This window comes from Roseateles sp. Mitsp63 (assembly GCF_059491535.1).
Map to the genome: position 1 here is coordinate 3,166,859 of NZ_CP168509.1, position 13,929 is coordinate 3,180,787.

Genomic DNA, 13,929 nt, shown 5'->3' on the forward strand with positions numbered 1-13,929 from the left:
CCTGGTTCAGTGTTCGGCGAGTTCGTGGCCGTGATGGGCGTCATCGCCGTCCTCACCGGCGCCGGCCAGCGGCAGGCTGCTCGCCAGTGCCTTGCGCACCGCGCGGTCCATCGCCGCGCGCAGCCCGTCGAGCTGCGTCTGCAGGCTGGCGTCGAGGATGCCGACCTCCGACTCGAACACGCAGCTGCCGGCCCGCAGCGCCGGGTCGACGCTGACCTCGATGTGCAGGCCCTGCGTCTGCAGCGCCTTCAGCGAGTCCAGCGCGGCGCGCGCGTGGGCGTGGTCGTCGGCGCTGACGCGCAGGGCCAGCGTGCTCGCGCCGCGCGCGAAGCTGCGCACGCTGCGCAGCGCGCGCTGGTACAGCGCCGCGCGCTCCTCGGTGTGGACGATGCGCTCGACCGCGCCGGTGACGATGGTCGCCAGCTTCTCGTGCATGCCGCGCAGCACCTGCGCGTTGTCGATCGCCTGCACCGTCTGGCGCTCGTGCCATTCGAGCGCCGCCTGGCGCCGGCCGGCCTCGCAGGCCTCGACCCGCAGCCGTGCGGCCTCGGCGCGGGCCTCGGCCAGCAGGCGGGCCGCCTCCTCGCGCGCCTCGCTCACGAGCCGCAGGGCTTCGTCCCGCGCCTGCGTCAGGACCGCATCGCGCTGCCCGTCCATCGCGCGGCGCAGCGCGTCGAGTTCCGCGGCCCCGTCGAGCTCGGTGGCGCGCAGGATGCCGTCCTCGGCGCCCAGTCCGCCGAGGCGGTCCGCGCCGCCGCCATGCAGCCAGATCATCATGTCGGTTCCTTCGCGAAGAGCGCGTCCAGACGCGTGAGGCCCTCGAGCGCGCAGGCGTGGCGCACCGGCACCTGGTGCCGGCCGCCGGGCACCGGCCACCGCGCCGGCAGCGCCAGCCGCACCAGACGCCGCAGGCCGCGATGCGGCCACGCGCCGGCGAGCGCCAGGTCGGCGTAGCCGACGCAGGCCCACTGGATCGGCGACCAGGCCGCCACATGCGCCGGCACCACCGCGCCCTGGCGCGCGGACTCGCGCAAGGCCGCCATCGCGGGACCCAGCGCGCCTTCGAGCGCCTGGCGCGCGCGGATCTCGACGCAGCAGCGCAGCACGCCGGGCCGGCCCGCCAGCGCCACCGCGCACAGGCGCGACAGCAGCCCCAGCCGCCCATGCAGCGCCAGGCGGCCGCCCGGCGTCGCGAGCAGCCGCAGGTCGGGCAGCGGCCCGCACCAGCGGCGGTACAGCGCGAGCATCAGGCGGCGGCGCGAGGGACCGTCCGGCAACTGGTCGAGCGCCGGCCGCAGCGCGTTCAGCGCCGCCCAGCCATCGTCCAAGCCTTCAGGCAACTGGTCGAGCCGGCGCTGGAACATCAACGCGAGCCGGGCCAGTTCGCCGGGATCCGCGGGCGTCGCGGCCGGCGCGGGCGTCAGGGCGGTGTCCATCGCGGGCCTCAGGTCGCGGAGGCTTGCGCCGCGCCGGCCGCGGTGGCGCCGCTCGCGCCGCCAGTCGTGGCGCCATTGGTGACGCCATTGGTGACGCCATTCGCGGCGTCCGCGGCCGGCGGCGCGGCGGGCTCGATCACGCCCGGCCGCAGCCGGCGCGCCAGCGGCTCGGGCAGCCACTCCGGCTTCTTCCACGCGACCCCGGCCGCGCCGCCCAGGCCCAGCAGCGCCAGCGCCGCCGCGATCCAGACGCCGATCCCGCCGGGCGCGGGCGGCGGCGGCGGCGCGATCATCGCGCCGGCCACCAGCGTCACGGAGACGTTGTCGTAGGACAGGCCCTCGACGCTGCGCGCCACCATGTTCTTGATCGCCGGCGTGAGCGCCGTGAGGTTGGCCTGCGGCCGGTACTTCACGAACACCGACGCGCTGGAGGGCTTGTTCTCCTGCGCCATCGGATCGTTGTTGGGCAGCACGATGTGCACGCGCGCGGTCACCACGCCGTCGATCTGGCTCAGCGTCTCGGAGAGCTCCTGGGAGACGCCGTGGATGAAGCGCACGCGCTCCTCGGTCGGCGAGGAGATCAGCCCCTCCTTCTTGAACATGTCGCCCAGGCTGACGTGCTTGTCCTGCGGCAGGCCCTGCGCGCGCAGCACGGCCAGCGCGCGCACCACGTCGGCCTCGTCGACCTTGACGCTCCAGGTCTTGCCCCCGTCGGGCGTCTGCTTGCCGGCGGCGATGCCGCTCTCCAGCAGCGCCGACACCATGTGGTTGGCGTCGGCCTCGGACTGCTTGGTGTAGAGGTCGGTGTCGCAGGCGGCCAGGCACAGCGCCAGCGCGGCGCCCAGCAGCAGGCGCGGCCAGCACCAGGCGGCGCGCCCTTCGGTTGGGGAAGGCATGTCGGAACTCCGTTCTCCGTTCTTCGCGGCCGGACGGCGCCGGCCCCGGGGGCGCGTCACTGGTTCTTCATCAGCGTCTGCAGGCCGCTCTTGCTGCTCTGCGCGACGTAGACGCCGGCGTTGAACTGGACCTGCACCATCGCCAGCTGGTAGCTCAGCGAGATGTGGCGCGCGGCCAGCTCGCCCGGATTCATCGCCGGCGCCTGCTGCGAGAACGCGCGCACGCTGTCGAAGGTCTGCCGCAGCACGCCTTCCTGCGCCTCGATGAAGTGCGAGACCGGCGAGCGCTCGCCGACCTCGGTGCCGTGCGGCGCGGGCCCGGCGGGATGTTCCAGCATCAGGCGCTGGAAGCGGTCGGACAGGCCGCCGAGCGCGTCGGGCGCGGCCGCGGCGCGATCCAGGACCTGCGTCGGGGAGGCGCCGGACACGGCGCCGATGGCGGGGACAGTCATGCGGATCTCCTGCGGAAGTGGCTTCAGGCGCGCAGCAGCGGCGCGTGCGGCAGCGAGCGCGGGTCGTAGTCCGCGAAGCTGGTGGCGGCCGAGGCGTCGGGCTCGGGCTCGCCGACGTTGACGTCCTTGCCCAGCAGCAGGCGCACCAGGCTGCGGGCCTCCTGGGTGGAGTCGCCCTCGATGACTTCGTGGGCGCTGACGCTCCAGGCCGGATCGCCGACGGCGAACTGGCAGAAGGCCATCAGCGCGCGTCCCAGGCTCCAGTTGCGCGTGTTGGCGTCCAGGTTGTTGAGCGTGCGGATCGCGTCGTGCCAGTGGCCGCGGCTGATCGCGATCCAGGCCTCGAAGGTGTCGAGCTCGGTCAGGTGAGGGCGCAGCTGGCGCACCGCCACCAGCACCGTCTCGGCATCCTCGATGCGCTTGTGCGTGATGCCGAGGCTGACGACCTCGATGAGGGCGCGGACGAAGGGTTTGCGATGAAAGGTCGGATCCATCTGTGTGCTCCTGGGGAAGTGCCTGTCCTGAACGGACGCGTGTCCGCTCGGGACAGGCACGTCGCGTGCAAGACGCGGCGTGCCCGGCGGGGGCCGCGAACGGCCCCCGCGCGCATCAGAACAACATGCCGGTGGTGCGGCCGTTGAAGATGTTGAACAGGTTGACGCCTTGCGTGAGCTCCTTCTGCGACAGGTTGGGGCCGCCGAAGGTCTGGGCCCAGTTCAGCGCGTCCGTCTGCGTGAACGGCTGGTTCAGGCTGGTGAACGGGGTCTGCGCGAACGAGGCGTTGTACGGCGAGGCCGTGCCACCGGCGTACGGCTGCTGGAACGCGGTGAACGGCTGCTGGGCGAACGACTGCGTGTACGGCGAGGCCACGGACGGCTGCTGGGCGAAGGGCTGCGGGTAGGCGGGGATGCCGCCGCCGAGGCCGCCACCCAAGCCGCCACCCAAGCCGCCACCCAACTGGCTGGCCACCGAGTTGGCCAGCGGGTTGGCCGTGCCCAGGCCGCCCAGGCCGCCGCCGCCCAGCGCCTGCAGCAGCGGGGTCAGCGCCTGCAGCAGCTGGACCACGCCCTGCAGGATGCCCTGCAGGCCCTGGCCGGCGCCTTGCGGGCCGCCCAGGCCCGGTGCGCCAAGACCCGGCGCGCCCGCGCCGGGCAGCCCGCCGAACTGGCTCTGCTGCGCCTGCACGAGGTTCTGCAGCAGGCCGGTGCTGAACTGCATCAGCGTGGAGGCGATGTCCATCGTGCTGGACAGGGCCGAGCCCAGCGGCGACTGGGGCGCGTACGACGAGACCGGAGAGGTCGGAGGAATCGAGAAGCTCATGGTGGGAATCCTTTCAAGCGGGTGGTGCGAGCGTTCCGATCAGTACAGGCGCACCGAGGTCGGCACGTTCTGGAAGGTCGTCGAGACGTTGTCCTTGAACGACTGCGGCACCTGCGGCACGTTGTCATTCAGGCCGCGCAGCAGCAGGCCGGCGAGCGAATCGGCGCGCACGTTCCCGAAGATCTCGCCCTTCAGGCCGCTGGGGCCCGGCTGGGTGTCGGCGCCCTTGAGCACGTCGCGCAGGTCGTCGGCGCTGATCAGGCCGTCGCCGCGCTGGTCGCCGCGATGCTTCTGGCGGATCTGGAAGGCGTTGTCGAGCTTGGTGAACAGCTCCGGCTGGCTCAGGATCAGCTTGGCGGCGTCCTTCATGTCCTGCGGCGCGGCGGTGCCGTCGGGCATCTTGCCGGTCTTCACGATGGCTTCCAGCTCGGGCTTGCTGACCATCTTGTCGCCGGAGGCGAAGAAGCTGTTGCCGTACTTGGCCAGCGTCTGCAGCGCTTCCTTCTCGCCGACGCTGAAGCTGGTCGCCTGCATCGCGGCGGTGGTGTCGCCCTTGCCGATCTTGCCGTCGGCATGGCCCTTGAAGCCTTGCGCCTTGGAGTCCGCGGTCTCCAGCGACTTGAAGTCGTCCGGATGGTCGAGCAGGTACTTGGCGGCGGCGCGCAGCTCCGGCGTGTAGTTCGCCGAGACCTGGAAGCGCTGCATCTCGCCGTTGGCGATCGCCTTCAGGTCATCCTTGGTGATGAACTTGTCCTTGCCGCTGGTCAGCTGGTCGAAGTTGCGGGCGATCTCGCGGGTCGCGCGGTCCTTGTCCATCTGCACGTTGCCGGCGGCGTCGAACTTGACCTCGCCGGTCGGGGCGACCTGCGTCGGCACGTTGGGCGCGGCGCCGAAGGCGTTGGTCTGCGGCGCGTTCGGGAAGTTGCCGTTGGGCAGGGGCGCGCCGTTGGCGACACCGCCATTGGGCAGCGCCGCGCCAGGCAATCCGCCGCCGCCCAGCATCTGCAGCAGCTGCTGCACCGCGCCCAGCGGGTTCTGCAGCATCGGATTGGCCAGCATCGGGTTGGCCAGCATCGGATTGATGCCCGCGCCGAAGGCGGGGTTCATGCCCATCTGCGGCAGGAAGGGCTGCTGCAGGCCGGGCATCGGCTGCTGCGCGAAGGGATGGCCGCCGAAGGCGTTGGCCGGCAGGGTCGGCAGCATCGGCATGCGTTGCAGGCCCGCCATCAGCAGCGGCGAGACGGCGTTGAGCACGTCGCCGATCGAGCTCAGGACGTTGCCCAGCCGGGCCGGGTCCAGCGACAGGGGCACGGCGCCCAGCGGGCTGGACACGGCGGACGAGCTGGTGGATTCCAGGCCGAGGCGCATGTTGTAGCTGTTGACCTGGGACTGCTGCAGGGAATTGACGCTCATGAAGATCTCCCGTGGGAATGAGGAATGAATCGAGAACGGATTCGGGTGGATGAGAGGGGGTGCGAGGAGGGCGGCGGCGCCGCTTACGCGAGACCCTTGATGGCTTCGCCGATGGCCTTGAAGAGCTTGGCGAGCGCTTCGTTCATCTTCACGACCATCTGGATGATCCCCATCTGCGTCTGGAACTGCATCTGCATCGCAGCCGTCTGCTGGATCTGGTCCATCATGGCCGAGCCGTCGCTGCCGGCGGCCTGGGTGCCCTGCGCGCTCAGCCCGGCGGCGCCGGACTGGAACATGTTCATGGTGTTGCCCATGCTCGCGCCGGTGCCGGCGCCGGTGCCGGTGCTGCTGCTGGTGCTGGTGCTGGGAATTGACATCGTCTGCTCCTGAGGGAATGCGGAAGTTCCGCGTGGGTTGCGCCGCGGGATGCGGCTTGCTCGAGAAGGGGAGCCGGGACTGCGCCCCCGGGGATCAGTGGCTGGTCCGCAGACCGGCCAGGTAGGCGAGGACGCCGTTGGCGGCCTCGCGGGCCTGCTGGTCCGTGCTGGTGGCCAGCACGTTGTTCAGCCAGTGCTTCCACTCCGGGTCGCCGCTGAGCATCATCGAGACGCCCAGCGCCACCTTGGAGTTGTCGTCGTCGGGCTGCTGCTCGATGCGGCGGCCCAGCGAGGTCTTGGCATAGGAGGCGTCGCCGCCCATCGCGACCGCGATGGCGCGGTGCATGACGTACATGGTCGAGTCCTCGAGGGTCATCTCGACGGCCTGGTGCACGATGGCCGCGTCCTCGCTGGCGCGATAGATCGCGCCCAGCAGGCCGATGGCCATCAGGTTGCGGTAGACCTCGGGGTACTGGGCGCCCGGCGCATCGCCGGCGCTCGCGTGGATGTGTTGCATGGAGGGCCTCCGCGGGTCAGACGGCGAGCGACGCGTTGTGCAGCGTCTCCCAGATGTGGCGCACGATGCGCTGCGCGGCGTTGAAGGCCTCGATCAGCTGCGAGATCAGCTGGCGCTCGGCGGCGGCGGCGGTCTGCAGCAGGCCTTCGCTGCTCCTGGCCACGTCGGCGAAGTAGGACAGCATGGCGCGCGCGCGGTCGCCGGTGGCGTCCTCGGCCAGCGACTTCTCCAGGTTGGCCAGGTCGCCGAAGACGGTTTGCTCGAGTTGCTCGTTCATGGTCGAAGTTGCTCCGTGAAAAAGGGGCGGATGAAAGTCCGGTTGGGGTCAACGGGCCGGCGGCGTCGGCGGATCGCTCAGTTCGCCGATGGGCTCCGGGGTCAGGGAGAGGTGCTTGGCGCCGTCGCGCGTCTGCACGTACTGCAGGCCGTCGGTGGCGAGCATCGCCCCCACCGGCACGCTGTCGGGGACCGGCGCGGAGGCCACCGCCACCTCGATGCCGCGCACCAGCGGCGCGAGATCGGCGGCCACGCGCGTCGAGGCGTCGCGCACCTGGTCGGGATGCGCGGCACGGCCGCCGACGACGAACACGCCGCGGTCGCGGTAGCGCACCACCAGCCCGGGCGTGTCCAGCGCGTCGGAGATGCTCTGCGCGATGTCGGCCGCCGAGGCGTACTGATGCTGGATGCGCTCCGCCGGGAAGCGGTCCAGCAGCTGGCGCAGCGTCTGCGCGGCGGCGGCGTCGGGCAGCAGGCCCTCGACGATCACGTGCTCGCCGGCGGCGCGCACGGTGATCTCCGGGATCGCGGCGTTCGCGATCGCGCGGTACACCTGGCCCACCAGCGGCTCGGGCCTGACCGCGCCGCGCGCCGCCTGCGCGTGCCGCGCGATCACCGTGACCAGCAGGCCGCCGAGCGTGAGCGCGGCCACCAGGCCCCAGGCCAGCAGGCGGCGGCTGCCCGCCGCGGCCGCCTCGACCACGGGCGCGGCCGCCTCGGCCACCGCGCGCGCCGGACGCATCAGCCGCTCCATCAGCTCGATGTCGGAGGGCCAGGCCGCGCCGGCGGGGCCCACGCACAGCACCACGTCGCCGAAGCGGCGCGGCTCGAAGTCGGCCATCGGCGCGGCGTCATCGGGCGCCGCGCCGGGCAGGGCGTTCAGCGGGGAGGCGAGGGCGAGCACTTGTCCGTTCTCCGTGAGTTCGAGGACCAGGGGATCCGCGTGCCAGTCGACGAGCTGGATGTCGGCCTGCTCGTCCGCGGCGATGCGGTATGTCGATGGGCTCAACGGTAGGTGGACCCCCGCATGCACACCGGTCAGGACACGAAGCTGTTTCATGGATTGCGAATGCCTGCGCGAGGGTTGGCGGCGGGGCGCTTCAACGCGCCAGCGGCGCGGCGGGCGCGCCCGGATCCAGGTCGCCGCCCGGGGGCGGCGCCAGGGCGGCCGCGGCGTTGCCGCCGACCAGCTTGGGCGTGATCAGGAACAGGCGCTCGGTGCGCGTGGCGCGGCTGCCGCTCCATCGGAACAGGCCGCCGACCAGCGGCACGTCCTTGAGCAGCGGCACGCCGGACTGCTGGTCGGTGCTGGCCTCCACCATCAGGCCGCCGATGAGCAGGCTCTCGCCCTCGCGCACATGCGCCTCGGTGCGGATCTCGGTCTTCTTCAGCACCGGCACCTGGTCGACCGAGGTGGCCTCGAAGTTGCCGTCCTCGATGTAGAGCGAGAGCTTGATCTGGTTGACGCCGCCCGAGGACACCACCTGCGGCGTGACCTGGAGCAGGGTGCCGGCCTCGATCTGGTAGAGCTTCGCATCGAGGTTGCCGGCCACGCGCACCGTGGCCACGCGCTTCTCCTTCATCACCGCGGGCCGGTTGGCGACGCCCAGCACCGAGGGCTTGGAGACGACGCGCGCCTTGCCCTCGCCCTGCATCGCGTTGATGCGCAGCATCAGCTGCCGGCCGGCGTCCGCGACCAGCGTGCCGATCGTGTAGGTGCCGTTGCCCAGCAGCCCCTGTCCGCCGCCGGTCTGCGGCGGGCCGCCGCCGGGCGAGGTCACCGACAGCTGGCCGCGGTTGCCCTGCACGGACCAGTCGATGCCCAGCGAGCGGGCGTTGTCCTCGCTGACGTCGATGATCATGGCCTGCAGCTCGACCAGCACCGGGCGCTGGTCCAGGCGCTGGATCAGCGCCTCGTACTCGCGCATGCGGTAGGCGCGGCCCTGCACGATGACGGCGTTGGTGCCCTCGTCAGCCTCGAAGCGGGGCTGGTCCTCCTCGAAGTTCACCGGGCTGCGCAGCATGCGCGCGCTCTGTCCGGGCTTCTCCGCCGGCGGTCCGCCGCCGCCCTGCGTCGCCGAGGGCAGGTCCGGCACCAGCTTGCCGGCGCCGTACATCGACTGCATGGCCTTGATCTTCTGGTCGACCGGACTGGCCGGCTGGCCGGTCACGGTGTCGGGCTGCATGCTCTGCGCCGCGTAGAGATTGCGCAGGATGGTCGCCACGCCGGGCACGTTGCTCTCGCCGAGCAGCCGGTCGTTGGCGGACGCGAAGCGCAGCGGGAAGACGCGCACGACGCGCTCGTTGCCCTCGGCCGCGCCCAGGTCCAGCGAGTCCAGCGCCTGCGCGATGAGCTCGACGTGGCGCGGCGGGCCGTAGGCCAGCAGGGTGCGCTGCGCGTCGTTGAAGCGCAGCGGATAGCGCTTGTCGCCCAGGTTCAGCGAGTTCAGCAGCTCGGTCACCTCGCGCCGGCTGTAGCCCTTGAGCCGGAACATGCGGCTCTGGACGGCGCGCGCCGGATAGAAGTACAGCGCGGTGCCGTCGTCGTACCAGATGAGGCCGTAGGCCTTGGCGATGGCGGTGAGGAAGACCTGCGGCGAACTGTCGAAGCTGGCGTTGACCACGCCGTCGACGCCATCGCCGACCACCGCCGGCACGCCCTGGCTCGCGGCGAAGTCCTGCAGCACGTCGGACAGGCGGCGGCTCTCGGCGCGGTAGACGAAGCGGCGCTCCAGGCGGCGGTCGCTACCGGCCGCGCGTACGCGAGGCTTGGCGGCCGGCGTGGCCGCGGATGAGGCCGGCGCGGCCTCGTGCGCGTCCTGCGCCAGCAGCGTCGCGGGCGCGCTGCCCGAGCCGGCGACGGCCATCGCCACGCAGGCCGCGAGCGCGCGGCGCCTGAAGACGGGCGGCCGCATCACAGCGGCTCCGCGTCGGGGTCGTCCTCGTCGGGCTCTTCTTCCTCGAAGAACTTGCCCAGCGCATCTTTCATCATGCCCTGGCCGCCCTGGAAGATGCCGCTCACCACCTGCTGGAAGGCCTTGGACTTGGTGATGTCGCCGCCGCCGTCATCGCCCGGCGGCGCCGGCGGACTGCTGGAGGGCGAGGGGCCCGGTCCGCCCACTCCGTTGACGCCATTCACCGACATGGTCAGCTCCTTCTTGTTGACGATCGGGAGGCTAGGGCGCCGGCCCACGGCGTCGCCGGATGGACGCGAAGCGCCGTGCGTCACCGCGAATGCGCGGGCCGCGCCGGCACCGCGCGCGCCTCGCGGACGGCACCGCGCGCGCCGCCGCGTTCGCATCGGCGGACCGGCGTTCGCGCGGCCGGGCCGCCGCCGGCGCCCGCTGCCGACACTGCCGGCGGGACCGGAGCGCGCGTCGCGCGGGAGTCCCTCATCCCTCGTCCTCAACCAGGAGTCCCTCATGCTGACTGCCCCCTCGCTGGCCGCCGCCGGTTACCACGACCTCTTCGCCTCGCTGCAGACGGTGCAAGCCACCGTGCAGACGCAGGTCGACCGCTTCCAGCGGCTGATGCTGGAGATCAAGCGCGTCAGCGCGCTGCGCCAGGACGACGACAGCCTGCGCAGCGCGGGCGAGATCGCGCTGAAGCTGCATCGCGTGCACACGCTGCTGTTCGGCGGCGCGCTGATGGCGCAGCCGGCCGGGACCGCCGCCGCGGCGGACGGCGCGGACGATGGCGCGGACGATGGCGCGGACGATGGCGCGGACGATGGCGCGATTGACCTCGACGGCGCGATGGCCGAGTTCTCGTCGCTGCTGAGCCGTACCCAGCTCGCGTCGACCGAGGCGGAACTGCTCCTGGCGCAGGCCGGCGAAGAGCTGGCCGCGCTGCGCGGTGATGCCTGAAGTCCGCGCGGCGCTGCCGATGGTGCTGATGGCGCTGTGGGCGGGTCCGGCCGAGGCCGGCGTGCGCTATCGCTGCGAGATGCTCGACGGCAGCGAGCGGATCGCGCTGGAGGATCTGTCGGCGCGCTTCAGCGCCGCGGTGCGCCGCTGCGCGGCCTTCGAGGCCGCGGAGCTGCCGGCCCGGATCGAGGCCGAACCGGCCAGCCTGGCGTTCGCGCGGCCGCGGCCCTCGCCGATGCCCTGGCGGCCGGGATCGAACCGGCCGCCACTGGCGCTGGGCGCGCCGCACCTGCAGCTGATGGTGCAGCAGGCCAGCCGCAAGCACGGCCTGGATCCGCGCCTGGTCGGCGCGCTGGTGCATGTCGAGTCGGCCTACCAGACGCAGGCGCGCTCGCCCAAGGGCGCGCTCGGGCTGATGCAGATCATGCCGGCCACCGGCGCGCGCTACGGCGTCGGCTCCACGCGCGAGCTGCTCGATCCGGCCACCAACATCGACGTCGGCGCGCGCTACCTGCGCGACCTCAACGAGATGTTCGACGGCCGCGTGGACCTGGTGCTCGCCGCCTACAACGCCGGCGAGGGCGCGGTGAAGCGCTACGGCAACCGCATCCCGCCGTATCCCGAGACACAGGACTACGTGCGCAGGATCCTGAAGCTGTACGAAGGGGATTGAGCCGCCATGGGCATCCACCGCCTGCCGCCGCCCGCGCTCCGGCCGCCGGAGGCTTCCGCGGGCGCCACCGCGTCCACGGCCGCGGCCGGCGCGCCGTCCTCGCCAGTTGCCGGCGGCGCGCCGGCCTGCGGCTTGCTGAGCGGCCTGCTGCAGATCGGCCGCCGTCCGCCGGTCCGGTCACCGGCGAGCGAAGCCCGCGCAGCCATGCGCGAGGCGGACATGGCCCGGCTGGAGCAGCTGCTGGCCGCGTCGCCGGAGGTCGCGGTGGCGCAGGATGCCCATGGCGACAACCTCCTTGGCGTGGCGGTGCGCGGCGGCCACGTCGACGCGATCCGCGTGCTGCTCGACTACAGCGGCCTGTTCCCCGGCGGCGAGACGGCCCTCGTGAATCACCGCAATGCCAAGGGCGACACGCCGCTCGCCCTGGCGGCGGCAGGCGCCTCCTTCGACGCCGTGTTCGCGTTGCTGTCGGCGGCCAGCATCGATGTCAACGCGCCCAACGCCAAGGGCGAAACGGCCCTGCATCAGGCCGTGCAGAGCGCGAGCGCGCTGATCGTCGGCGCGCTGCTGGCCCACGAGGGCATCCGCCCCGGACTCCAGGATGCCAACGGCGACACCGCGTTGCATCTGGCCACGGCGCGCGACGATGCCCTGTGCCTTGAACTGCTGCTCGAGGCACCGGGGACGGCGGTCAACCTGGCCAACGCCCGGGGGCAATCGCCGTTGCAGCTCGCGATCCAGACCGGCCGGCTGCAGGCGGCGCGCGTGCTGCTGGCAAGCCCGCGTGTCGATCTCGGCGTGCTGGACGATCGGGACGGCGCGACCCTGCTTCATCGGATGGCGGCCGTGGGCGGCTTCGAGCCGGCCTGGGTGACGCTGCTGGCCTCCCATCCGATGCTGGCCAACCGGCCCGACGGCCTCGGCCGCACGCCATTGGATCTCGCCATCGCGAACGACCAGCATGCGGCGCTGGCCGGGCTGCTCGGCAGCGACCTGGTCGAGACGGAGCGTTTCGACGAGCACCTGCGCGGGCCGTTGCAGCAGGCGCTGGAACGCATCGCGCAAGCGCCCGCGACGCGCGACCAGGAACGCCGCATCCGGACGCTCCGGGTCCTGATGACGGGACCGACCGTCGATCCCAACGAGGTCTTCGCCAGCGGCGAGACGCTGCTCACCCAGCTGTGCGCCCACCCGCCCGGCGGCGATCCGCGGACCGGCCGGAAGCTCGCGTCGATGACGCTGGCCAGCCTCCTGGAGCGCGATGGCGGCCGGCTGGACCTGAACAAGGCCAATGCCCACGGCAAGACGCCGTTGGAGGCCGCGGTCGGCGCGACGCGCCCCGATCTCCTGCGTCTCCTGCTGGACGATCCCCGCTCCGATCCCAATGTGCTGGCGGGATGGCTGACGGAGTCACCCGAACAGGCCCATCGCCTGCTACAGCCGCAGGGCAGGCGGCTGTCGCAGCCGGAACTCGAGCGCTTCGTCGACAAGACCCTGGCGCAGTGGGCCGACAAGACCGACGCGGCGGGCAGGCGGCATCGCCTGGCGCATGCCGGCAATGCGGCGCTCGGCGCGCGGCTGGCTGCCCGGGAGCGGGCCGGGCCCGGTGCCGGCCATCCGCCGCCCGCGGACTGCGCCAAGGGCGCGGTGTTCCGGCTGTCGCTCGCGGTGGAACAGTGCCTGGACACGCAGCAATATCGCCCGCTGGCCGAGCGGGCGGCCGCGCTGCTGGCGCAGGCGCCGGCAGCGCTTCGGACTTTCAATCTGCAAGGCGTGGAGGTCTCCCGCACCGAGATCGAATCCTGGGCCGCGGGCCGGCTGCCCGAGGGCGGCGTGAACCGGCTCATCGACGCACGCGTCGCGCAGGCCGGGCTGGCCAATGCGCACAACATCGGCCTGACCGCGCGCGGCCACCTGATCATGCAGGCCATCCACGAGCGGCTTCCCGCCGAGCGGCTGACCGAGGCGCAATGCATCGAAGCGGTGCGGACGGCCATTCGCGAGGCGCCGGATGTCGATGCCGACTGGCGGCGCAAGGCGGCGCTCGGCCTGGACAAGGCCCTCGCACACACCACGCGTGTCGGTGAAGGCTTGAACACCACGGTCAGCGAGGCGCTGGTGACGATGTGGAACCACATCGCGTCGCAGGCGGCGCCCGCATCGGCGGACGAATCCGATGCCGACGCGGCCCGGCGGCACGCGTTGCACGGCGCGCTGACGCGCTCGCTGCTCGACAACATGGTCGACATGAGCGCGGGCTACTGCGACACCGGCTGCGTGCAGCGCATCCTCTACTGCGTCGACGGCATCGACCTGTCGCTGCTGCCGGGGGAGCCGACGGCCGACCTCATCCGCGACGAGATCGGCACCCTCGCGGGCCGGGTGAACAACCGGTTCGAACAGCTCTATGGCGACAGCGAGACCGACCTGAAGGCCAAGGGCCCTCAGAACGCCGAGGCCTGCGCCGGCGGCGCGCCCTTGAGCGCGAAGGAGCGCAAGGTCATCGCGCGCTACCAGGGCCGGCGGCCGGTCGACGAGCGCCTGGCGATCCAGCTGAAGCAGGACCTGCTCGAGGCGGCCGTCGTGGCCGAGCTCGTCGACCGCCGAGGCTGGCGCCTGGCCGCCGTGCGGCCCGAACTCGACCGGATGAAGGCGTTCATGAACGACCTGTGAGCCGCGCCCCGCCATTCAGCCGATCAATCG

16 protein-coding genes are annotated in these 13,929 nt (G+C 72.3%); 3 read left to right on the forward strand and 13 right to left on the reverse strand.

All coding sequences use genetic code 11. From position 1 onward, the window contains the following. Positions 1 to 6: 6 nt before the first annotated feature. The 13 genes from sctL to ACEN96_RS14090 form a co-directional block, all read right to left on the reverse strand. Positions 7 to 777 carry a type III secretion system stator protein SctL gene (gene sctL, locus ACEN96_RS14030; protein ID WP_495583709.1) on the reverse strand — a complete coding sequence of 257 codons (771 nt, stop codon included), beginning with the start codon at positions 775 to 777 and terminating at the stop codon, positions 7 to 9. After that, positions 774 to 1,436: a type III secretion protein HrpB4 gene (locus tag ACEN96_RS14035; protein WP_495583710.1), complete on the reverse strand. Its 663-nt coding sequence runs from the start codon at positions 1,434 to 1,436 to the stop codon at positions 774 to 776. Before ACEN96_RS14035 ends, sctL begins: the two co-directional genes overlap by 4 nt. An 8-nt stretch (positions 1,437 to 1,444) precedes the next feature. Continuing rightward, positions 1,445 to 2,332, reverse strand: a complete 888-nt coding sequence (gene sctJ / locus ACEN96_RS14040) for a type III secretion system inner membrane ring lipoprotein SctJ (protein ID WP_495583711.1) — start codon at positions 2,330 to 2,332, stop codon at positions 1,445 to 1,447. A gap of 56 nt (positions 2,333 to 2,388) precedes the next feature. After that, positions 2,389 to 2,784: a hypothetical protein gene (locus ACEN96_RS14045; RefSeq protein ID WP_495583712.1), complete on the reverse strand. Its 396-nt coding sequence runs from the start codon at positions 2,782 to 2,784 to the stop codon at positions 2,389 to 2,391. Positions 2,785 to 2,807: 23 nt separating this feature from the next. Further along, entirely contained in the window at positions 2,808 to 3,278 is a 471-nt protein-coding gene (locus tag ACEN96_RS14050) for an HrpB1 family type III secretion system apparatus protein (RefSeq protein WP_495583713.1), read from the reverse strand. 115 nt (positions 3,279 to 3,393) lie between these two features. Continuing rightward, entirely contained in the window at positions 3,394 to 4,104 is a 711-nt protein-coding gene (locus tag ACEN96_RS14055; RefSeq protein WP_495583714.1) for a hypothetical protein, read from the reverse strand. A gap of 39 nt (positions 4,105 to 4,143) precedes the next feature. After that, positions 4,144 to 5,517 carry an HrpF/NolX family T3SS translocon protein gene (locus ACEN96_RS14060; RefSeq protein WP_495583715.1) on the reverse strand — a complete coding sequence of 458 codons (1,374 nt, stop codon included), beginning with the start codon at positions 5,515 to 5,517 and terminating at the stop codon, positions 4,144 to 4,146. Positions 5,518 to 5,600: 83 nt separating this feature from the next. After that, positions 5,601 to 5,894, reverse strand: coding sequence for a hypothetical protein (locus ACEN96_RS14065; protein WP_495583716.1), 294 nt, complete (start codon positions 5,892 to 5,894; stop codon positions 5,601 to 5,603). A 94-nt stretch (positions 5,895 to 5,988) separates the two neighbouring features. Beyond that, complete coding sequence (locus ACEN96_RS14070) at positions 5,989 to 6,411, reverse strand: hypothetical protein (protein WP_495583717.1); 423 nt, start codon at positions 6,409 to 6,411, stop codon at positions 5,989 to 5,991. A gap of 16 nt (positions 6,412 to 6,427) precedes the next feature. Beyond that, positions 6,428 to 6,688 (reverse strand): hypothetical protein, encoded by a 261-nt coding sequence (locus ACEN96_RS14075; RefSeq protein ID WP_099863940.1) that lies wholly within the window; start codon positions 6,686 to 6,688, stop codon positions 6,428 to 6,430. 48 nt (positions 6,689 to 6,736) lie between these two features. After that, on the reverse strand, positions 6,737 to 7,747 hold the full coding sequence (gene hrpD5, locus ACEN96_RS14080; RefSeq protein WP_495583718.1) for an HrpD5 family protein: 1,011 nt from the start codon (positions 7,745 to 7,747) through the stop codon (positions 6,737 to 6,739). Between the two features lie 40 nt (positions 7,748 to 7,787). After that, the gene (gene sctC, locus ACEN96_RS14085) at positions 7,788 to 9,602 is read right to left on the reverse strand and encodes a type III secretion system outer membrane ring subunit SctC (RefSeq protein ID WP_495583719.1); all 1,815 of its coding nucleotides are present in this window, start codon (positions 9,600 to 9,602) and stop codon (positions 7,788 to 7,790) included. Beyond that, positions 9,602 to 9,832 (reverse strand): hypothetical protein, encoded by a 231-nt coding sequence (locus ACEN96_RS14090; RefSeq protein WP_495583720.1) that lies wholly within the window; start codon positions 9,830 to 9,832, stop codon positions 9,602 to 9,604. Before ACEN96_RS14090 ends, sctC begins: the two co-directional genes overlap by 1 nt. Positions 9,833 to 10,109: 277 nt before the next feature. Here ACEN96_RS14090 and ACEN96_RS14095 point away from each other — a divergent pair, with 277 nt between their 5' ends. From ACEN96_RS14095 to ACEN96_RS14105, 3 genes are read left to right on the forward strand one after another with little or no spacing between them, the layout of a single operon-like run. Beyond that, entirely contained in the window at positions 10,110 to 10,553 is a 444-nt protein-coding gene (locus ACEN96_RS14095; protein WP_495583721.1) for a hypothetical protein, read from the forward strand. Continuing rightward, on the forward strand, positions 10,546 to 11,226 hold the full coding sequence (locus tag ACEN96_RS14100; RefSeq protein ID WP_495583722.1) for a lytic transglycosylase domain-containing protein: 681 nt from the start codon (positions 10,546 to 10,548) through the stop codon (positions 11,224 to 11,226). Before ACEN96_RS14095 ends, ACEN96_RS14100 begins: the two co-directional genes overlap by 8 nt. A 6-nt stretch (positions 11,227 to 11,232) precedes the next feature. Beyond that, complete coding sequence (locus ACEN96_RS14105) at positions 11,233 to 13,899, forward strand: ankyrin repeat domain-containing protein (protein ID WP_495583723.1); 2,667 nt, start codon at positions 11,233 to 11,235, stop codon at positions 13,897 to 13,899. The last annotated feature ends 30 nt before the right edge of the window (positions 13,900 to 13,929 follow it).